Source organism: Streptomyces sp. NPDC056738 (genome assembly GCF_042790435.1).
In the GTDB taxonomy this organism is placed as follows: domain Bacteria; phylum Actinomycetota; class Actinomycetes; order Streptomycetales; family Streptomycetaceae; genus Streptomyces.
On record NZ_JBHTZF010000005.1, the window covers coordinates 376,110 to 391,140 of the forward strand.

General features: G+C 69.9%; 11 protein-coding genes and 1 pseudogene. 3 read left to right on the forward strand and 9 right to left on the reverse strand.

Annotation, left to right across the window (positions count from 1 at the left end; all coding sequences use genetic code 11):
• Positions 1-148: 148 nt before the first annotated feature.
• Together ACFRIC_RS15860 and ACFRIC_RS15865 are read right to left on the reverse strand one after the other, a co-directional pair.
• Positions 149-1,597, reverse strand: coding sequence for an FG-GAP and VCBS repeat-containing protein (locus ACFRIC_RS15860; protein WP_382785235.1), 1,449 nt, complete (start codon positions 1,595-1,597; stop codon positions 149-151).
• Positions 1,598-1,741: 144 nt separating this feature from the next.
• Complete coding sequence (locus tag ACFRIC_RS15865) at positions 1,742-2,302, reverse strand: YceI family protein (RefSeq protein ID WP_382785239.1); 561 nt, start codon at positions 2,300-2,302, stop codon at positions 1,742-1,744.
• Positions 2,303-2,613: 311 nt separating this feature from the next.
• Here ACFRIC_RS15865 and ACFRIC_RS15870 point away from each other — a divergent pair, with 311 nt between their 5' ends.
• Positions 2,614-3,090 carry a GNAT family N-acetyltransferase gene (locus tag ACFRIC_RS15870; protein WP_382785242.1) on the forward strand — a complete coding sequence of 159 codons (477 nt, stop codon included), beginning with the start codon at positions 2,614-2,616 and terminating at the stop codon, positions 3,088-3,090.
• Here the strand turns inward: ACFRIC_RS15870 and ACFRIC_RS15875 are convergent.
• From ACFRIC_RS15875 to ACFRIC_RS15890, 4 genes and pseudogenes are all read right to left on the reverse strand, one after another.
• Positions 3,074-3,926, reverse strand: a pseudogene (locus ACFRIC_RS15875) (helix-turn-helix domain-containing protein); the annotation flags it as partial. The gene ACFRIC_RS15870 and the pseudogene ACFRIC_RS15875 sit on opposite strands and share 17 nt — an antisense overlap.
• 119 nt (positions 3,927-4,045) lie before the next feature.
• Positions 4,046-5,146, reverse strand: a complete 1,101-nt coding sequence (locus tag ACFRIC_RS15880) for a phosphatidylinositol-specific phospholipase C domain-containing protein (RefSeq protein WP_382785245.1) — start codon at positions 5,144-5,146, stop codon at positions 4,046-4,048.
• Between the two features lie 224 nt (positions 5,147-5,370).
• Positions 5,371-6,741: a Rieske 2Fe-2S domain-containing protein gene (locus ACFRIC_RS15885; RefSeq protein ID WP_382785249.1), complete on the reverse strand. Its 1,371-nt coding sequence runs from the start codon at positions 6,739-6,741 to the stop codon at positions 5,371-5,373.
• A 2-nt stretch (positions 6,742-6,743) separates the two neighbouring features.
• Positions 6,744-7,157 carry a hypothetical protein gene (locus ACFRIC_RS15890; protein WP_382785252.1) on the reverse strand — a complete coding sequence of 138 codons (414 nt, stop codon included), beginning with the start codon at positions 7,155-7,157 and terminating at the stop codon, positions 6,744-6,746.
• 415 nt (positions 7,158-7,572) lie between these two features.
• On the opposite strand from ACFRIC_RS15890, the gene ACFRIC_RS15895 reads away from it, so the two are divergent.
• Together ACFRIC_RS15895 and ACFRIC_RS15900 are read left to right on the forward strand one after the other, a co-directional pair.
• Positions 7,573-8,922, forward strand: coding sequence for a HEAT repeat domain-containing protein (locus tag ACFRIC_RS15895; protein WP_382785254.1), 1,350 nt, complete (start codon positions 7,573-7,575; stop codon positions 8,920-8,922).
• 494 nt (positions 8,923-9,416) lie between these two features.
• Entirely contained in the window at positions 9,417-11,399 is a 1,983-nt protein-coding gene (locus ACFRIC_RS15900; RefSeq protein WP_382785258.1) for a lamin tail domain-containing protein, read from the forward strand.
• A 147-nt stretch (positions 11,400-11,546) separates the two neighbouring features.
• Here ACFRIC_RS15900 and ACFRIC_RS15905 read toward each other — a convergent pair whose 3' ends face one another.
• The 3 genes from ACFRIC_RS15905 to ACFRIC_RS15915 form a co-directional block, all read right to left on the reverse strand.
• Complete coding sequence (locus tag ACFRIC_RS15905) at positions 11,547-12,932, reverse strand: glycosyltransferase family 4 protein (RefSeq protein WP_382785260.1); 1,386 nt, start codon at positions 12,930-12,932, stop codon at positions 11,547-11,549.
• A 57-nt stretch (positions 12,933-12,989) separates the two neighbouring features.
• A complete protein-coding gene (locus ACFRIC_RS15910) occupies positions 12,990-13,415 on the reverse strand; it encodes a DUF4913 domain-containing protein (protein WP_382785263.1) in 426 nt (141 codons plus the stop codon).
• Between the two features lie 281 nt (positions 13,416-13,696).
• Positions 13,697-15,019 carry a DUF1479 domain-containing protein gene (locus ACFRIC_RS15915; protein WP_382785266.1) on the reverse strand — a complete coding sequence of 441 codons (1,323 nt, stop codon included), beginning with the start codon at positions 15,017-15,019 and terminating at the stop codon, positions 13,697-13,699.
• Positions 15,020-15,031: the final 12 nt, after the last annotated feature.

Sequence of the window (15,031 nt, forward strand, 5' to 3'; positions counted from 1 at the left end):
ACGCGCCCCACCCCCTGGCTTGGCACCGGCGGGGTCCCGGCCCCACGGTCATCGCCACCCGGGTTTGGGGGGGGGGGGGGGGCGGCGCCCCCCTCCCCGGGGGACCCCACCCCGCGACCTGTGGTCAGAGGCCGGCGGGGGAGTGGGCTCAGCGCGCGAACGGACCGCTCAGCCGGTCGTACGAGAGCTTCAGCGACGTCACCGAGTACGACTTCGAGCCCGTCGTCGTGACGCCCGAGGCGGAGCCCTTCAGCAGGTGGACAAGGCCCCAGCGGTCCTCGTGACCGAGCTGTTCGTTGGTGTCGATCACCAGGTCGGCGCGGCCGTCGCGGGTGTAGTCGGTGAGCTTGAGGGAGCCGCCGAACTGATCCTGCGTCTCGGCGGTGCCGGTGATGCCGGAGGTGTCCTGGGTGTACGACTTGGCGCCGGTGCCCGACAGCCCGCCCGCGCGGCCGAAGAGGACGGTGACCGCGCCGGCGTCGCGCTTGGTGCCGAGGTCCTCGCCGCGTGCGCCGACGGCGAGGTCCGCGTAGCCGTCGCCGTTGATGTCGCCGGCGGCGACGGCCGAGCCGAAGTAGTCCTCGTTCTCGGACGAGCCGGGCACACCGGTGGTGTCCTGGGTGAACTTGACCGGCTTGCGCGTGGTGTCGGGGCCGTTCGCGCCGCCGTACTGGACGGTGACGTAGCCGCGCTCGTTGTCACCCGTCTCGTAGCCGCGGCCGATGGCCAGGTCGCCGTAGCCGTCCTTGTCGAAGTCGCCGACGGAGAGGATGTCACCGCCCTGGTGGCCACCGTCGTCGGGTACCCGTATCTCGCCCGCGCGCTGGGTGAACGTGGCGCCACCGCGGTGGAAGTAGGCCCGCAGATCCACGTCGCCGCCCTGGAGGTCGGAGCCGAGGATGTACAGGTCGGTCGCGGCGTCGGCGGTGACCTTCCCGGCGACCAGGTTGGGGGCCCACAGGTAGCCGTAGGAGCCGCCCAGGGAACTCCAGCCGCTCTTGCCGCCGGTACGGGTGAAGGGGCCCTTCAGGAGGACCACGCCCGCCCGGCTGTTGCTGGTGACGGCGAGGTCCTGGTCCCCGTCGCCGTCGAAGTCCCCGGACACGACGTCCTCGCCGAACGCGTCGCCCGAGCCCTCGTACTCCTGCGGGACCGGCGAGTTGAAGGCCGTGCCCGAGCCCAGGCCCTTGGCACCGCCCCAGACGACGGTCAGTCCGCCGCGCATCTGCACGTCGCCGACGTCCTCGCCCGGCGAGGACACGACGAGGTCGGCGTAGCCGTCGCGGTCGAGGTCGGCCGTCGTGGCGGCGGCCCCCCACTCGTCGTCTGTCTCCACCGCGCCCGGGATGCCCGCCGAGTCCTGGTGGATGATCTGGACCCGGGTGCCGGGACCGGACGACGTGCCGTAGACGACCGTGACCCGGCCGTCCTTGCCGTGCGAGCCGCCCAGCATGACCAGGTCGCGGTAGCCGTCGCCGTTGAAGTCGTCGGACAGCTTGGCGGGAGCCCCCGCCGCCGCGGGGGCCGTCAGGAGCGATGTGCCGACCGCTGCCGCGAGGGCCACGGCGGCAGCGAGGGCGGTGTGTCTGGCGTGCATGGGTCTCCGTTGTCGAGAACGTACGGTGGTCGACCGGTGAACTGATCGACTGCGCTCTACGACATCGCCGGCATCCGAATGGTTGTACGCGCGAGGGCGGTCGTTCGGGCAGGTCACGCACCCCAGGGGCGATCACGGCGGGCCTCAGGCGTCCTTGATCGCCGAGATCTCGAACTCGAGCTGGATCTTCTCGCTCACCAGGACGCCGCCGGTCTCCAGCGCCGCGTTCCAGATGACGCCGTAGTCCTTGCGGTTGATGGTGACCGAGCCCTCCAGGCCGACGCGAATGTTGCCGAACGGGTCGGTGGCGGTGCCCTCGTAGGTGAACGGGATGGTCACCGACTTGGTGACGTCCTTGATGGTGAGGTCTCCGGTGACGTCGAAACTGCTGTCGCCGCTGCGGTGGACGGCCGTGGAGACGAACGTGATCTGCGGGTACTCGTCCATGTTGAGGAAGTCGTTGCTGCGCAGGTGCTTGTCGCGATCGGCGTTGCGGGTGTCGATGCTCTTGGCCTGGATCGTCACCTTGCCCCACGACTTGGACGGGTCGGCGCCGTCGAAGTACGCGCTGCCCTCGAACTCGGTGAACGCGCCGCGGACCTTGGTGACCATCGCGTGTCGGGCGACGAAGCCGATCCGGCTGTGCGCGGGATCGATGGTGTAGTGGCCGGTCAGGGGGGACAGATCGGTCGGGAACGCGGTCATCGCGGGACTCCTCGAATCGGTACGCCGTGAAGGTATGGGGCCGGGAAGGCGCATAGCGGACATGTGAAACGTACCGATCATGCTGTGTGCGCGTCCGTCGGCACGGTGCGACGCGCCCGCCCGGACCGAAAACCGGCAGGGAACACCCTTGGGGGCGCCGCTTTCCGGGTGACCCGGCCCCGCAGAGCACGTGGGTGTCCCGGCTCGGCCGAAGTGGCGAAACCCCCTAGGCGCCGAGGGCCGCCTGAAATGATCGAACAGGCGTATGGCGACGTACCTGGCCGTTCGCTATCACCTGCCGGGAGGCTCCGATGGATGTAGTGCTGCGAGAGGTTCGAGACACCGACCTGCCGGTGTTCTTCACTCACACGAACGATGCCGAAGGGATCCGGATGGCGGCCTTCACCGCCAAGGACCCGACGGACCTCGACCATTTCCATTCGCACTGGGCGCGGATCCGCCAGGATCCCGCCGTCGTCCATCGCACCGTCGTCGGTGAGAACGGCGAGGTCGTCGGGCACGTGGCCGCGTACGGCCCACCCGAGGAGCGGGAGGTCACGTACTGGATCGGGCGAGAGTACTGGGGTCGGGGAGCGGCGACCGCCGCGTTGCGGGAGCTGCTCGCCATCGAGCCCACGCGCCCGCTGCACGCCCGCGCGGTCGCGGACAACGCCGGTTCCCTACGCGTGCTGGAGAAGTGCGGGTTCGTGGTCACCGGCCATGACCGGGGCTTCGCGAACGGGCGGGGCGAGGAAGTCGACGAGGTGCTCCTCACGTTGCTCGGCTGATCCCGGCCGGTTCGGGCTGCCAGGGGTGCCGGGACAGCGTCTGGAGCCGGTACTCCCTGGGGGAGAGCTCGTAGGCGGCGCGGAAGGCGCGGGTGAAGTCGGGGGCGCGGGGCAGCCCCCAGCGGGCGGCGACGGCGTGGATCGGCGTGCCGCGCAGTGCCGGTTCCGCCAGATCGCGGCGGGCGCCCTCCAGCCGTTGGCGGCGGATCCGGGCCGCGACCGTGTCGCCCTGGCACCCCTGCCGGAAGATCCGGTGGAGGTAGCTGACGGAGATGTGGTGCGTGGCGGCGATCGTGGGCGGAGTCAGGTCCGGGTCGTGCAGGGTCTGCCGGATGAACGCCCGGACGCGTTCCGCCATCGCCTGCTGCCGGGTCTCCGGTGTCAGGGCGGCCTCGGAGTCGAGCTCCTGGGCCCGCAGGGCCGAGACCAGGTCGAGTACGACCGCGCCCAGACGCGGCGCGTCGGAGGGCCGGAGGGTGTCGGCCTCCCGGCCGACTCCGACGAGGAAGTCCGCGAGGAGCGCGCCGGTGCCTTCCCGGTCGGACAGCGCCACGCCCAGCAACGCCCGCATGCGGTCCGGTGGCACAGGCTGGAGCGCCTTGGGGAAGTCGACCCCCACCCCGCCGACGGCCCGGCTCCGTCCGCCCTCGACCGACCTCAGGTCGTACGGACGTGAGCTGTCGACCACGTGCAGGTCGCCCGGCCCGAACGCGGTGCTCCGCCCGGCGTGCTCCAGTCCCATTCGGCCTTCGAGGAGCAGCGTGAGGTGGTAGGTCTCGGGATCGGACAGGCCGCACCTGCCGGGGGCTGCGCCGGAAGCGGGCGGGCAGGAACGCTGTCCGGCGGGGCAGCCGATGCCCGGACGCCGGGTACCCCCATCGGCCCTTTCCGGCCGACCGGGGCACCCGGGCGGGTTGAATGCTGGAGCGATCCAGCGGTGGAGCCGAGGGGTGGCTCAGCCGCGCGGCAGGACCAGTGACTGCACGTCGGGCAGTCCTCGCCAGTCGTTCGACGCGACTGTGGCGTGTGCCTTGGCCAGCAGGGCGACCCGGGCCGACGCGTCGGACGCCGACGGGTTGACGTCGTCGAGGGCCGGCGACACATTCTGCGAGTCCGTCATGAACAGCAGATAGTGGTTGGTGTCGTACCAACTCGTGTCGATGCCGTTGTTGATGTACGCGGCCGCGTCACCGTCGAAGGACACGAACCAAGGGCGCAGGGTCGTGTCGGAGTAGCGGGTGCGCGGGTCGCCCGAGGCGGCGTTGTGCACCGAGGGGAAGATGTTCGCCTGCGCGGTGGTGCCCGCGGTATGCAGGTTGCGCAGGTACGTCGCGTACTCCTTGTCCGTCCACAGGGTGTCGGTCGGATTGCCCTCCTCGACGGTGCCGGGAATGATTTCCAGCAGCACCTTGCCCGCCAACTGCGCCCGGGTCGGCCAGTTCCCGGCCCTGGCGGCCTCGTCCAGGGTGGCGTACTGGCCACCACCGGGCTTGTTCAGCAGGTCGTTCGGCTTGTAGACCAGGCTGCCCAGGTGCGCGGTGATCGACTGGTCCAGCTTGGCCGGACTCATCCCGAGGTTGGCCTGGAAACCGGCCTTCATCTCCAGCTTGATGATCAGCGGCCCGTGGCCGGGATGCGCGCCCAGCCACACCCGGACGTCGTCCAGGCAGGTCTCCAGGTCCTTGTTGCCGCTGCCGGTGTAGAGGTCGGCGGCCGAGGACGCGTTGACGCAGTTGTTGCCGTTGCTCGTCAGGCTGCTGTGACTGACCTTCCACTCCTGGGTGAAGAAGTCGTCCCAGACGTCCAGTTCGATCATCGAGGTACCGGTGTCGAGACCCTGGGCGAGGTAGGTGAACGAGCCGGGGTCGTACGTGTTGTGGATGCCGGACGTGGTGGTGCCGGACAACTGCAGCGAGTTCGTGTCGGCGGCCGAGGCGTCGGCGCCTCCGACGCCACCGGCTCCGAGCGCAAGGAACAGACTCAGCGTGCCGAGCAGTCCGGTGCGCAGTGCGAGCGGGCGAAGCGCTTGTCTACGGCGGTACTTCGAACCGGTCAAGGTTCCTCCATCGTGGGGGTGACTCTCCGTCTGGACGGTGACGGCCATGTGTGAATCGACGGAGACATGACACGTAACGCGATCGAGAATGCCGCTGTCAGCTACGAATCCGGCCGATCTTGGCTCGGAGCCGACCGGCCACCCACGGCGGGGCGTTCACGGTCCGGAGAGCGCGGCCGGGTACCGTCCGCCTCCCGCTCCGTCATGTCGGCGCAGGACGCCCCTCAGACGTCCGCCACGAGCATGATGTCGTCCCCGCGGATCTCGATCGGGCCGGCGGGCAGCCCAGTCGTGGCCGGGCCGCCGAGCACCGAGCCGTCCGCGATGTCGAAGCTGCTGCCGTGGCACGGACACCCGATCGCTCCGTCGCGGATCGTGGCGACCTGGCAGCCCGCGTGCGGGCAGCGCGCGCTGAACGCCCGGAACAAGCCCCGTTCGGACTGGGTGACCACGACGTTCTCCTGCGCGAAGATCCGGCCGCCGCCGACAGGGATGTCCGCCGTCCTGCCGATCGCCCTCCGGGCGGGGGTCTCCTTGCCGTGCGCCGCGGTGGCGCTCGGGCCGGACGTGAGGGTGCCGGCCGGCGTGGTGCCGTCCGTGCCGGACGTGGGGCTGCCGGCCGGCGTCGAGCCGCCCGTGTCGGCGGGCGGTGAACCGGGTGAAGTCCGGGCACCGGCACGACCGTCGGCCCTGTTCCCGCCCTGGTCCAGGGCGATCCACGTACCGATTCCGCCACCGACCCCGGTCACGGCGACCGCGGCCATGGACGCCAGCGTCCGACGCCGGGAGGACGCGGGCCCCGCGGGCACCTGATGATCTCTCAGACCCTGTGAAGACCCTGGCCTCACGGGGACCTGAGGAACCGTCGAGCCCGAGGCGGCGTTGCGGACCAGGGCCAGCAGGCCCGTGGTCCCACTGCCGCTGGACACGGGGCGTGGAAGCCCGCGTCGCACGGTCGCCTGAAGCAGCCTGCGGTAGATCTCGTCCAGGCTCAGCAACTCGGGCCCGTCGGGCACGCCGTTCCGCAGGAGCTCGATGAGCTTGCCGGTGAACGCGGTGTGCTCCGCTCCCTCGGGTGCGAGGGCGACCTCGTTCGGCGGGACCGAGGCGAGCACGTACGTCCCCTCGATCGCCGTCTGCCCGAGCACGGTCCCGAGGACGGGAGCGGCCCGCCCGCTGAAGCAGCAGTCGAGGATCACGACGCGATTGTGCGCGCCGCAGTCCGACACCACCTCCCGCACCACGTCGTAGTCCAGCCCGCTCACCCGCAGTTCCGCCGGGTCCGTGTCCGCCAACGCCAGGTACAGCTCGCCCCGCGCGCCGATCAGCCCGTGACCGGTGAAGTACACGAGGAGTGTGTCCTCGGCCGTGTCCGCCGCCTTCCGCAACGCGCGGCACGCCGTCCGCGCGTCGGCCGGATCGGGCATCACCGTGCACCGGTCGGCGGGGATCGAACCGAACCGGGGGTCGCTGAGGACCGCTGAGAGGTCGGTCAGGTTGCCCCGGACCGCGGACACGTCTTCGATGTCCGACGACCGGTAGGTGCCGGTATCGATGAGAACGGCGTTCGATCGCGTGGGGTCGGGCAGTCGCACGGTCAGGGGCTCCCGTTGCCGTCCATCGGTGCGGTGGCGGTGCTGTCCGGAGTCTGTGGGGGCTCGCCCAGCGCGGCCCGCAGGAACCGTTCGACGTCCGCGGGCTCCGACGGGGACCGGGCGTCCAGGGTCAGAGTGCGTCCGTCCTGCGTGGTGAGCGTCAGAGTCGCCCTGCGCGACGTCGCACCGCGGGCCCGACGCGACCTCAGCCAGTTCGTCAGCGACGTGGACAGCGTCGTGGCGAGCGACCCGGCGGCCCCCGAGACAAAGGCTCCGACGACCAGTTCGGGAAGGCCCCCCAGGGTGCCGGGCGTCATCGACCGCTCTCTGCGTACCCGCCCACGCAACCCGGTCTCCCGACGCAGCCAGTCGCCCAGCTCCTCCGTCAGGCTCTGGTCCTCGGACGTGATCCTCACGCTTCCCACCGGCACCCCCTAGTGTCGGGGGCCCAGTCTGGTGTCCGGCTCCGGGCGGGCACGGCTGTTGTCCTAAAGCTCTTGCCTTCTGACAGTTCCCGATCACAACGGGTGCGCGCAGGCGCCGATTGACGATGGCGGGGCGGGCGGCCCGGGCGCGTCGCGAGCGCAACGTGCTCACGGTGAACGCGGTGGGACGACCTTGTCCGGGCGAGTGTGTGCCCGGCGACGTCCATCCGGTACCGCGTACGTCCACCGCGCCGATCCAGTGCCGCAGGCCTCCTGTGACCTGGGCTGTTCCGCTGCCTTCGAGGCGGCAGGTGGCAGGTCTTCGACCTGCGAGGCCGTCAGTTGGCGTCAGAATGGGGTCCGATGGGGTTTTCAGGGGCGTCGGTCTTGAACGGGGGACAGAGGTATGGGCGAGGCGGAATGCGACAGTCTGCTGAGGTCGGCGGTTCGGGCGGGGGACGTCGCGGCGGTGCGGGACCTGTTGGAGAGGGGCGCGGATCCCGACGCGGTCGACGCGGACGGGCTGCCGGTGCTCTGCGTGGCCGTCGCGGCTTGCGACGAGCCGGTCGCCGAGGCGTTGGTGGAGGGCAGGGCGGACGTCGACCGGGTGTTGCCGGACGGGACCACGCCGCTGTGGCGCGCCGTCGACGGTGGCTCTTCGGCGGTCTTCTTGGCGGTGCTGGGCAAGGAGCCCCTGCTGCGGTTGTCGGAAACCGCCCGTGAACGGTTGCTCGCCCTGGCCCGGGACTGGTACGAGACGGGCGGGGTCGAGGTGCTGCGGCGCAGGACGGGCGCGTCAGGTCCTGCCACGACGGTCCGTGTTCAGGACGGCGAGTACGACTGGGTCGAGCTGGTCTCACTCGGCGACCTGAACGTACGAGCCGGACATGGAGCCATCCTGACGTCACTGGAGTGGGCCTTTCGCATCCTGAACCCCGTTGACGAACTGATCGCCCGTGCTGTCGACCAGTACGACGAGGACCATGTGAACTGGTCCACCGTCTGCTGGATCCTCAGCCAGCGCCGCAGCTTCGAGACGTGGTCGGCCGTGGTGGCCCATCGCCACCACCGTGACCTGGCGCATCGCCGGTTCGTGGTGGACTACCTGCGGGCGCGAGGGTTCTTCGACTCCAGCCCCTACTACGAGAAGAAGGAGAGCGAACTCCTGGCCGCCTGGGCGGCCGAGGAAACGGACGGTGAGATGCTCGCGAAGGTGCTCGACGCCTTCACCGGTCACGACCATCCGGGCCAGGAAGCCATCGGTCTGCGCTACTGTGACCATCCTGACCCGCGCGTACGCCGCGAAGTGCCCTACGCCCTCTCCACGGAGGACGTTCCCCGAAGCCCGGCGGCCAGGGCAGCCCTGCTGACTCTCATGCGCGATCCGGACGCCGAGGTGCGGCTCAGGGCGTGTACGGCGAGCACGCGCGACGACGACCTCCTCCCGGAGATCACCCGAGCACTGCTCCTGCTGACCGAGGACGCGGATGCCGACCCACGGGCTGCGGCCGCGGCGGCTCTGGCCGGCTCCCGGGACCGTACGCCGGAAGTCGCCGACGCCCTGGCAGTCCTGCTCGACGAGGACGACCAACTCCTGCGTCTGGAAGCCGCCTACGGTCTCGCCCTGCGCGACGACCCGCGCACCGCGGAGGCGATCGAGCGGGTGGGGCCTCTCGGTGAGGGGTTCGAACACGACCACCGATCCGACGCGCTCTGGAGGTGGCGGTGGCGGAAGGAGAAGGCGGCGGCCGAGTGACGGCCGGTCAGCGCGCACCTGCCTTGCCCGGTAGAGCCATCGCCCATGCCGCAGGGCAGCCGTCGCGCCGTTCGCCGATCAGCCTTGTTCGACTGCGGTCCGTAGCCCTCGGGAGCGGATCATTCCCCCCTGGGCGAGTGCGTGGTCCTCGAACGCCGGCTTGTCGCCGCGCGGCCGAACGGCGGCTCCCGACAATTGATCCGAGCGCCGACCGACCGGGCAATCGGACACCTGGTCGTCGGCGCGTACTCGACGGCACGTGGAGGCCTCCGTGAAGCTCGCGACCTCTTCGCCGCGGCCGGGGATGAACCGAACCGACCCGTCTCACGTCTTCCAATTCGTGCGGCGCATGGGGTTGTTGGGCTGAGGCGGGGACGGAGTGCACGGTGCCGGGTCGACCGGCGGCGTCGTATGTCTGACGTTCCCGTGGCCAGAAGTTGCCGTTCAACCGGAGTACACGCCGTTTCAAGATCGTCTGGCCAGAGTTCCCCCTCGTGCCTACCTCACCTTCGCGTGCCGGCGTCGCCTCCGTGGCCGCCGTGTCCCTGACACTCTCAGGACTCCTCGCCACCGGATTGCTGGCCGCTCAGCCCGCGGCCGCCGCCGACCCGGCCGGCTATCAGAACGTTCGGATCAACGAAGTCACCTCGTCGAGCAACGACACGGTGGAGCTGTACAACTCGGGCTCCACCGCGGTGAGCATCAGTGGCTGGAAGATGTCCGACGACAGCTTCTCGCAGCAGTCGTTCAGCCCGTCCGCCACGTCCATCCCGGCGGGTGGCTTCGTCACCTTCAACTCGCCCAAGGGGCTGGGTGATTCGGACAAGGTGGTCATCTACACGTCCGGCGGCACGGTCGTCGACCGCGTCGAGTGGGCGACCGACAAGGCGAAGCCGGCGATGGCGCGTTGCGGCGGCGACGGCACCGGAGCCTGGGTGACCGCGACCTCGGCGGCCACGTTCGGCGCCGCGAACGCCTCGGGCTGCCCCTCGTCGATCCCGGCGGCCGGCCGGGTACGGATCAACGAGGTCACCTCGGACGGCTCCGACACCGTGGAGCTGTACAACGGCGGAACGAGCGCCGTCAGCGTCGGCTCCTGGAAGTACGTCGACGCCGACACCACGCACTCCGCGGCGACGATCTCGTCCTCCGCGCCGAGCGCGAGCAGCATCCCCGCCGGCGGCTACATCACGTTCAACTCCACCCTCGGCCTGGGCGACAACGACTCCGTCTTCCTCGTCGACAGCAGCGGCAACACCATCGACTCGGTCACCTGGACGACCAACGCCGCCAAGCCGTCGGACGAGCGCTGCGCCAATGGCAGCGGCTGGTTCCAGACCGCCGCGACCGCGACGCCCGGCAGCGCGAACTCCTGCTCGGGCACCTCCGGCGGCGGCACCGGCGGCGGTACGGGGACCGGCCAACTGCTGGGCGGCGGCGGCTCGCTGACCAGCGGCTGCGCCCCCGAGGCGCCTTCCGGTTCCGGTTCGACCCCGTCGGGCACCACGGCGTGGCCGGGCGGCCTGGACGTCACGATCGTGGACAACGTCTGCGCGTTCACCACGTCCACCGGTCCGGAGGGCCGGGACGTGAGCGGCCTGGCGTTCGACCCGGCGAACCCGTCGGTCCTGTGGGCCGTGAAGAACAAGAACTGGCTGTACAAGCTGGTGAAGAGCAACGGCAAGTGGATCCCGGACACGACCTGGAGCGCGACCGGCAAGCAGATCCGCTTCGCGAGCGGCTCCGGCGAGCCCGACTCCGAGGGCCTGACCGTCGGCGCCAACGGCCACCTCTACGTGACGTCCGAGCGCGACAACACGAACAACACGGTTCCCAAGGACACGATCCTGGAGTTCGACCCGGCCGCGACCGGATCGACGCTCACGCCGGTCCACCAGTGGGACATGACCTCGCAGTTCCCGCAGCTCAACACCGGTAGCAAGGACGACGCCAACCTCGGCTTCGAGGGCGTCGGCTACGTGCCGGACAGTTGGCTCACCGCGAACGGCTGGATCAACCCGCTCACCGGCGCCGCCTACAACCCGGCGAACTACCCCCTGCACGGTTCGGGCCTGTTCTTCGCCGGCCTTGAGTGGGACGGCTCGCTGCACGTCTACGGTCTGAACTCCGACGGTACGTTCACCACGTTCGGCACGATCGCCACGGGCAAGGCCTCCGTGATGGACGTGACGTACGACGCCGGCACCCAGCGCATCGTCGCGACCTGCGACAACACCTGCGGTGAGACCCACACCTTCATGAAGGTCAACGCCTCCGGCGCGATCGTGCCGGACGTGACCTACACGAACCCGGCCGTCATGCCGGCCGACAACCTGGAGGGCTTCGCGCTCGCCCCGACGTCGACCTGCGTCAGCGGCTTCCGCGAGGCGGTCTGGAGCGACGACGGCATCTACGGCTTCGGCTCGGGAACGTCCTCGTACGGCCACGCCCTGTACAGCGGTACCTTCCCCTGCTGATCGTGCCGAACGCCGGGAGGCGGCTCCTTCACGGGGCCGCCTCCCGCACCCAGGTCCGGCTCCAGTCGGAACGATCGCAGTGGGCGGCCCCCATCGCAGGAGGCGGCCCCAGTGGCTCGTGGGGCCAAGCGACTCGTGCCGGTCCGCTCAGAGCACCTGCGGTTTGGCCGTGGGCTTGGGGGATCCCTGCGCGGGGGCCGCCGGTGGCTGAGTGTGCCCCGACTGCCCCGTGGTGGCGTTCGGAGAGGTGAGGCTCGCGGCACCGGCCACGAACTGCAGCCGGCCGGACTGCAGTTGCCTCGTGCCGTGCACGTTGCCGCCCTTGGCCGCCATTCCCGCTCCGACCAGGGCCGACCCGGCATGCTCCCAGGTGTAGTCCTTCAGCACGTTGTGCAGTTCACGGGCGCCGATCTTGCGGTCCGTCCAGTTGTCCGCGACCTTCTCGATGGCGTCCGCCCAGGCGATGTGCCGCTGCGAGGCATCCTCGGGTGTCATCACCACGCTGTCCTTGCCCAGGTGGGCCGCACCGCGGGCGGGGTCCTGGAGGAACTTGGCCGCGCCACTGTCCCGGTTCACCAGGATTGGGATGCAGTGCGCCGCGGCCTCGGTGGCGACCAGGCCGAACCCCTCGGTCTTGGACGGCATGATCACCACATGGTTGGCGTGCATGTCGTCGACCAGGTCCTGCTTCTCCTTGGTGAAGGGTTTGACGGTGACCCTTCCCGGTCCGCCGGCCCGGCTGTCCGCCTGGGCCTGCGTCTCCTGGAGCTTCTCCGGATTCGCGCCGCGGATGGTGAGATGCACCTTCCTGCCGTTGTCGTTCAGGTGCTTCACCGCTGCCAGGGCGTCGCCGCCGCCCTTCATGGGGTCATCCATGCGCCCCATCAGCAGAACGTTGAACTGTTCCTTCGGCGAGGGCGGACTGAAGGTCTTGACCGTTTCGCCACCGGGCATGAGATCGTGCCAACTCTTGGCCTCCGTGTTCATCGCCTGAATCCGCTGGACGTCCTCGGTCAGTGCTCCGCCGACACCGACACCGACGCGGGCCTTCCTGAGAATGTCCTTCTCGATCTTCACCTTGGCCTGGCCCGCGTCCGTCCGCATCTGAACCATGGCCGCGTCGTTCGGATCGGTGATCTTGGCCTGCTCCAGCTTCTCGGGCGAGGTGTGGAGAAAGTTCATGTGCACGGCGTCCGGATACCAGGCGGACTGCATGGCGGACGCCGCAGGTCCGGAGAACCGGCTGTGTCCGATCACGATGTCGTACTGGCCCTCACCCGCGGCCGGAAGGCCGAAATCCCGCGGATCCTGCTGGGCCGCTTTGAGGATCGTCTCCATCTTGTCCTCGCCCGCCACCGGGGGAACCGTGTGAACGGTCGCGGCTCCGTGGTCCTGCGGGTCGTTCGTCACATAGAGCAGGTCAACTTTGTGGGCCTGGTTTTCCGCGAGCCCCTCGGTGATGAGCTTGTTGAACACGGGCACTCCGCCGAGCCCCATGCCGCTCTCGTTGGAGACAACAAGGATGCGTGCCATGCCGGTTTCTCTTCTCTTCTGTACGCGGAAGGTAGGGGGTGGGGATCGGGACCTGGATCAGCCGTCGTACACGTCGACCCGTGGCGGATCCTTCGGCCGGTGGCTTCCGGGCTTGCAGCCCGAGAACGGTCCCGAGGGATCACGCAGAAACGTCATCGCCGGTACCAGGAAGTCCCGGTGCCACATGGCGGGCCCGTTCATGCCGGCCTTGACGGAGGCCATCTCCTGCCATGCCATCCACAGGCCGTAGAGGTGGGCCACCGCGTCGGGGTGCTCCCACCAGCGCGGGCACCACGGGGCGCGGGACGACTCCTCCCCGGCGTAGACCGGCAGCAGGAGGTTGTGCACCCAGAGGACGAGGCCGCGTTGAGCCGTCGTCAGATCGTCACCCTGCTGGTAGAGGATGAACGGGGGTGTGCCCTGCCCGGCTTCCGCTTCCTCGCCGCCGGTGTTGTCGTCGTTCATCCGGTCGGTTTCGGGCATGGACGTCCCTTCCCTCGGCCCCGTTGTAGTCCTTCGGGGTCGCGTGATGCCCCGCTGGTGCGGGGTGCCCTCGGAGGACTACAACGGGGCCGTGGTGCGGGGAGGTTCAACGCCCGGAGAGGATTTCATCGGCCCTCGCACAACCGGCGACCACCGCTGAGCCCCTCCCCGGGGGACCCGAACGGAGCGACGGGAACGGGAAAGCCTTCACGCGCTGTTCGCCACGGCTGCGAAGCCGGATCGCCCACGGCATTTGGGCCCGGGTGGTGCCCCGTGACGCGCTAACCGACGATCCTCGATTCCGGTCCCTCGCTCAGGCCGAGGCCCCGGCGGCCGGTTTCGTTGAGCTGTCCGAGGTCGAACCGGCCGTCCCAGGAGCGCTCGTAGTGTTCCTCGGGGAAGTCGCTCGGGCTGGAACCGGTGGTGAACGCGGCCCGGACGTCGGCCGCGTACCTCTCGTTGCGGGGGCACCAGGGCGCGGCGGGGATGTACATGACGTTGCCCCAGCCCTGCTGGTTCTCGACGGGCGCGACGCTGTGGATCATGTCGCAGTGCCACCACACGGAGTCGCCGGCCCGGACGTCGGGGATCGGTGTCAGGGCCCGGTGGAGGACCGGATGCCAGCGCTTGGTGACGGGGAAGACCTGGTTGGGCCGTACGCCGCACATGGAGTCCTCCGGGACGTCCGGCAGCAGCGGGCGCAGGAGGAGGTAGGCCATCACCTCCGGGATCGGGACGGTGTGCAGCACGCCCTGGTCGGCGTCCATGTCGGAGAGGGCGGTCCAGCCCTGGAAGGTGCGGAACGCGGAGCACATGGTGGAGCCGGGGTACTGGGGTCCGTCGGTGCGGTGGGCGGCGTCCCAGGGGTCGTACCGCTCGACATCGCCGCTGAAGAGGTGACGGAACGCCTTCTGGTACTCCTGGGTCATCCAGAGGTCCAGGGTGCCCGGGTCGCAATGGGCGCCCAGGCCGGAGGAGTCCGTGCCCGGCGGGCGGCGCCTGATGCGGTCGGGGTAGAGGGCGTCGCGGTCGGGGTCGAACCACTGGGTGCCGTCGTCGGCGGTGTGCTTCCAGAACGAGTTCAGGAAGGACTGGACCGTGGCCATCCGGTCGGACTGGCGGGCCCGCATCTGCGCCTGCGACCAGTAGATCGGGTAGATCTCGGGCTTGGAGCCGACGCTGCCGAAGAAGTCGTCACCGGGGCCGGTGTAGTTCTCGAAGAACTCGTTGCGCTCGACGTAGTCGACGATGTCCCGGTCCCAGGCCAGCGCCTGCTCCTGCGGGAAGAGTCCTCGTACGACGAGGCAGCCGCGCCGTTCGAGCTTGGCCCTCTGTGCGGGGGTGACGGTGCCGGCGGCGATGGCGTCGTAGTCCAGGACGGGCCAGACCTCCTCACCGCGCTCGCGGTCGGCCTCCATCTCCGCGACGCGCGCCTCGACGCGCCGTTCGACCGCGGCGAACACCTCCTCCACGGTGCGGCCGTGGGCTTCTATGCGGGCGCGCAGAGCGGGCTTGAGCTCACGGATGGCCGCGGCGATGTCCTCGGGGGTCTCGTTCCAGTGCGGCAGTGAGGGCACGGGGCGCTGCTCGGTGGTGAGCGTCATCTCAGCTCCTTT

What these genes read in the sequence shown, in the direction of transcription:
- ACFRIC_RS15860 (WP_382785235.1), bottom strand. Translation starts at nt 1,597, where the DNA reads ATGCACGCCAGACACACCGCCCTCGCTGCCGCCGTGGCCCTCGCGGCA.
- ACFRIC_RS15865 (WP_382785239.1), bottom strand. Translation starts at nt 2,302, where the DNA reads ATGACCGCGTTCCCGACCGATCTGTCCCCCCTGACCGGCCACTACACC.
- ACFRIC_RS15870 (WP_382785242.1), top strand. Translation starts at nt 2,614, where the DNA reads ATGGATGTAGTGCTGCGAGAGGTTCGAGACACCGACCTGCCGGTGTTC.
- ACFRIC_RS15895 (WP_382785254.1), top strand. Translation starts at nt 7,573, where the DNA reads ATGGGCGAGGCGGAATGCGACAGTCTGCTGAGGTCGGCGGTTCGGGCG.
- ACFRIC_RS15905 (WP_382785260.1), bottom strand. Translation starts at nt 12,932, where the DNA reads ATGGCACGCATCCTTGTTGTCTCCAACGAGAGCGGCATGGGGCTCGGC.
- ACFRIC_RS15910 (WP_382785263.1), bottom strand. Translation starts at nt 13,415, where the DNA reads ATGCCCGAAACCGACCGGATGAACGACGACAACACCGGCGGCGAGGAA.
- ACFRIC_RS15915 (WP_382785266.1), bottom strand. Translation starts at nt 15,019, where the DNA reads ATGACGCTCACCACCGAGCAGCGCCCCGTGCCCTCACTGCCGCACTGG.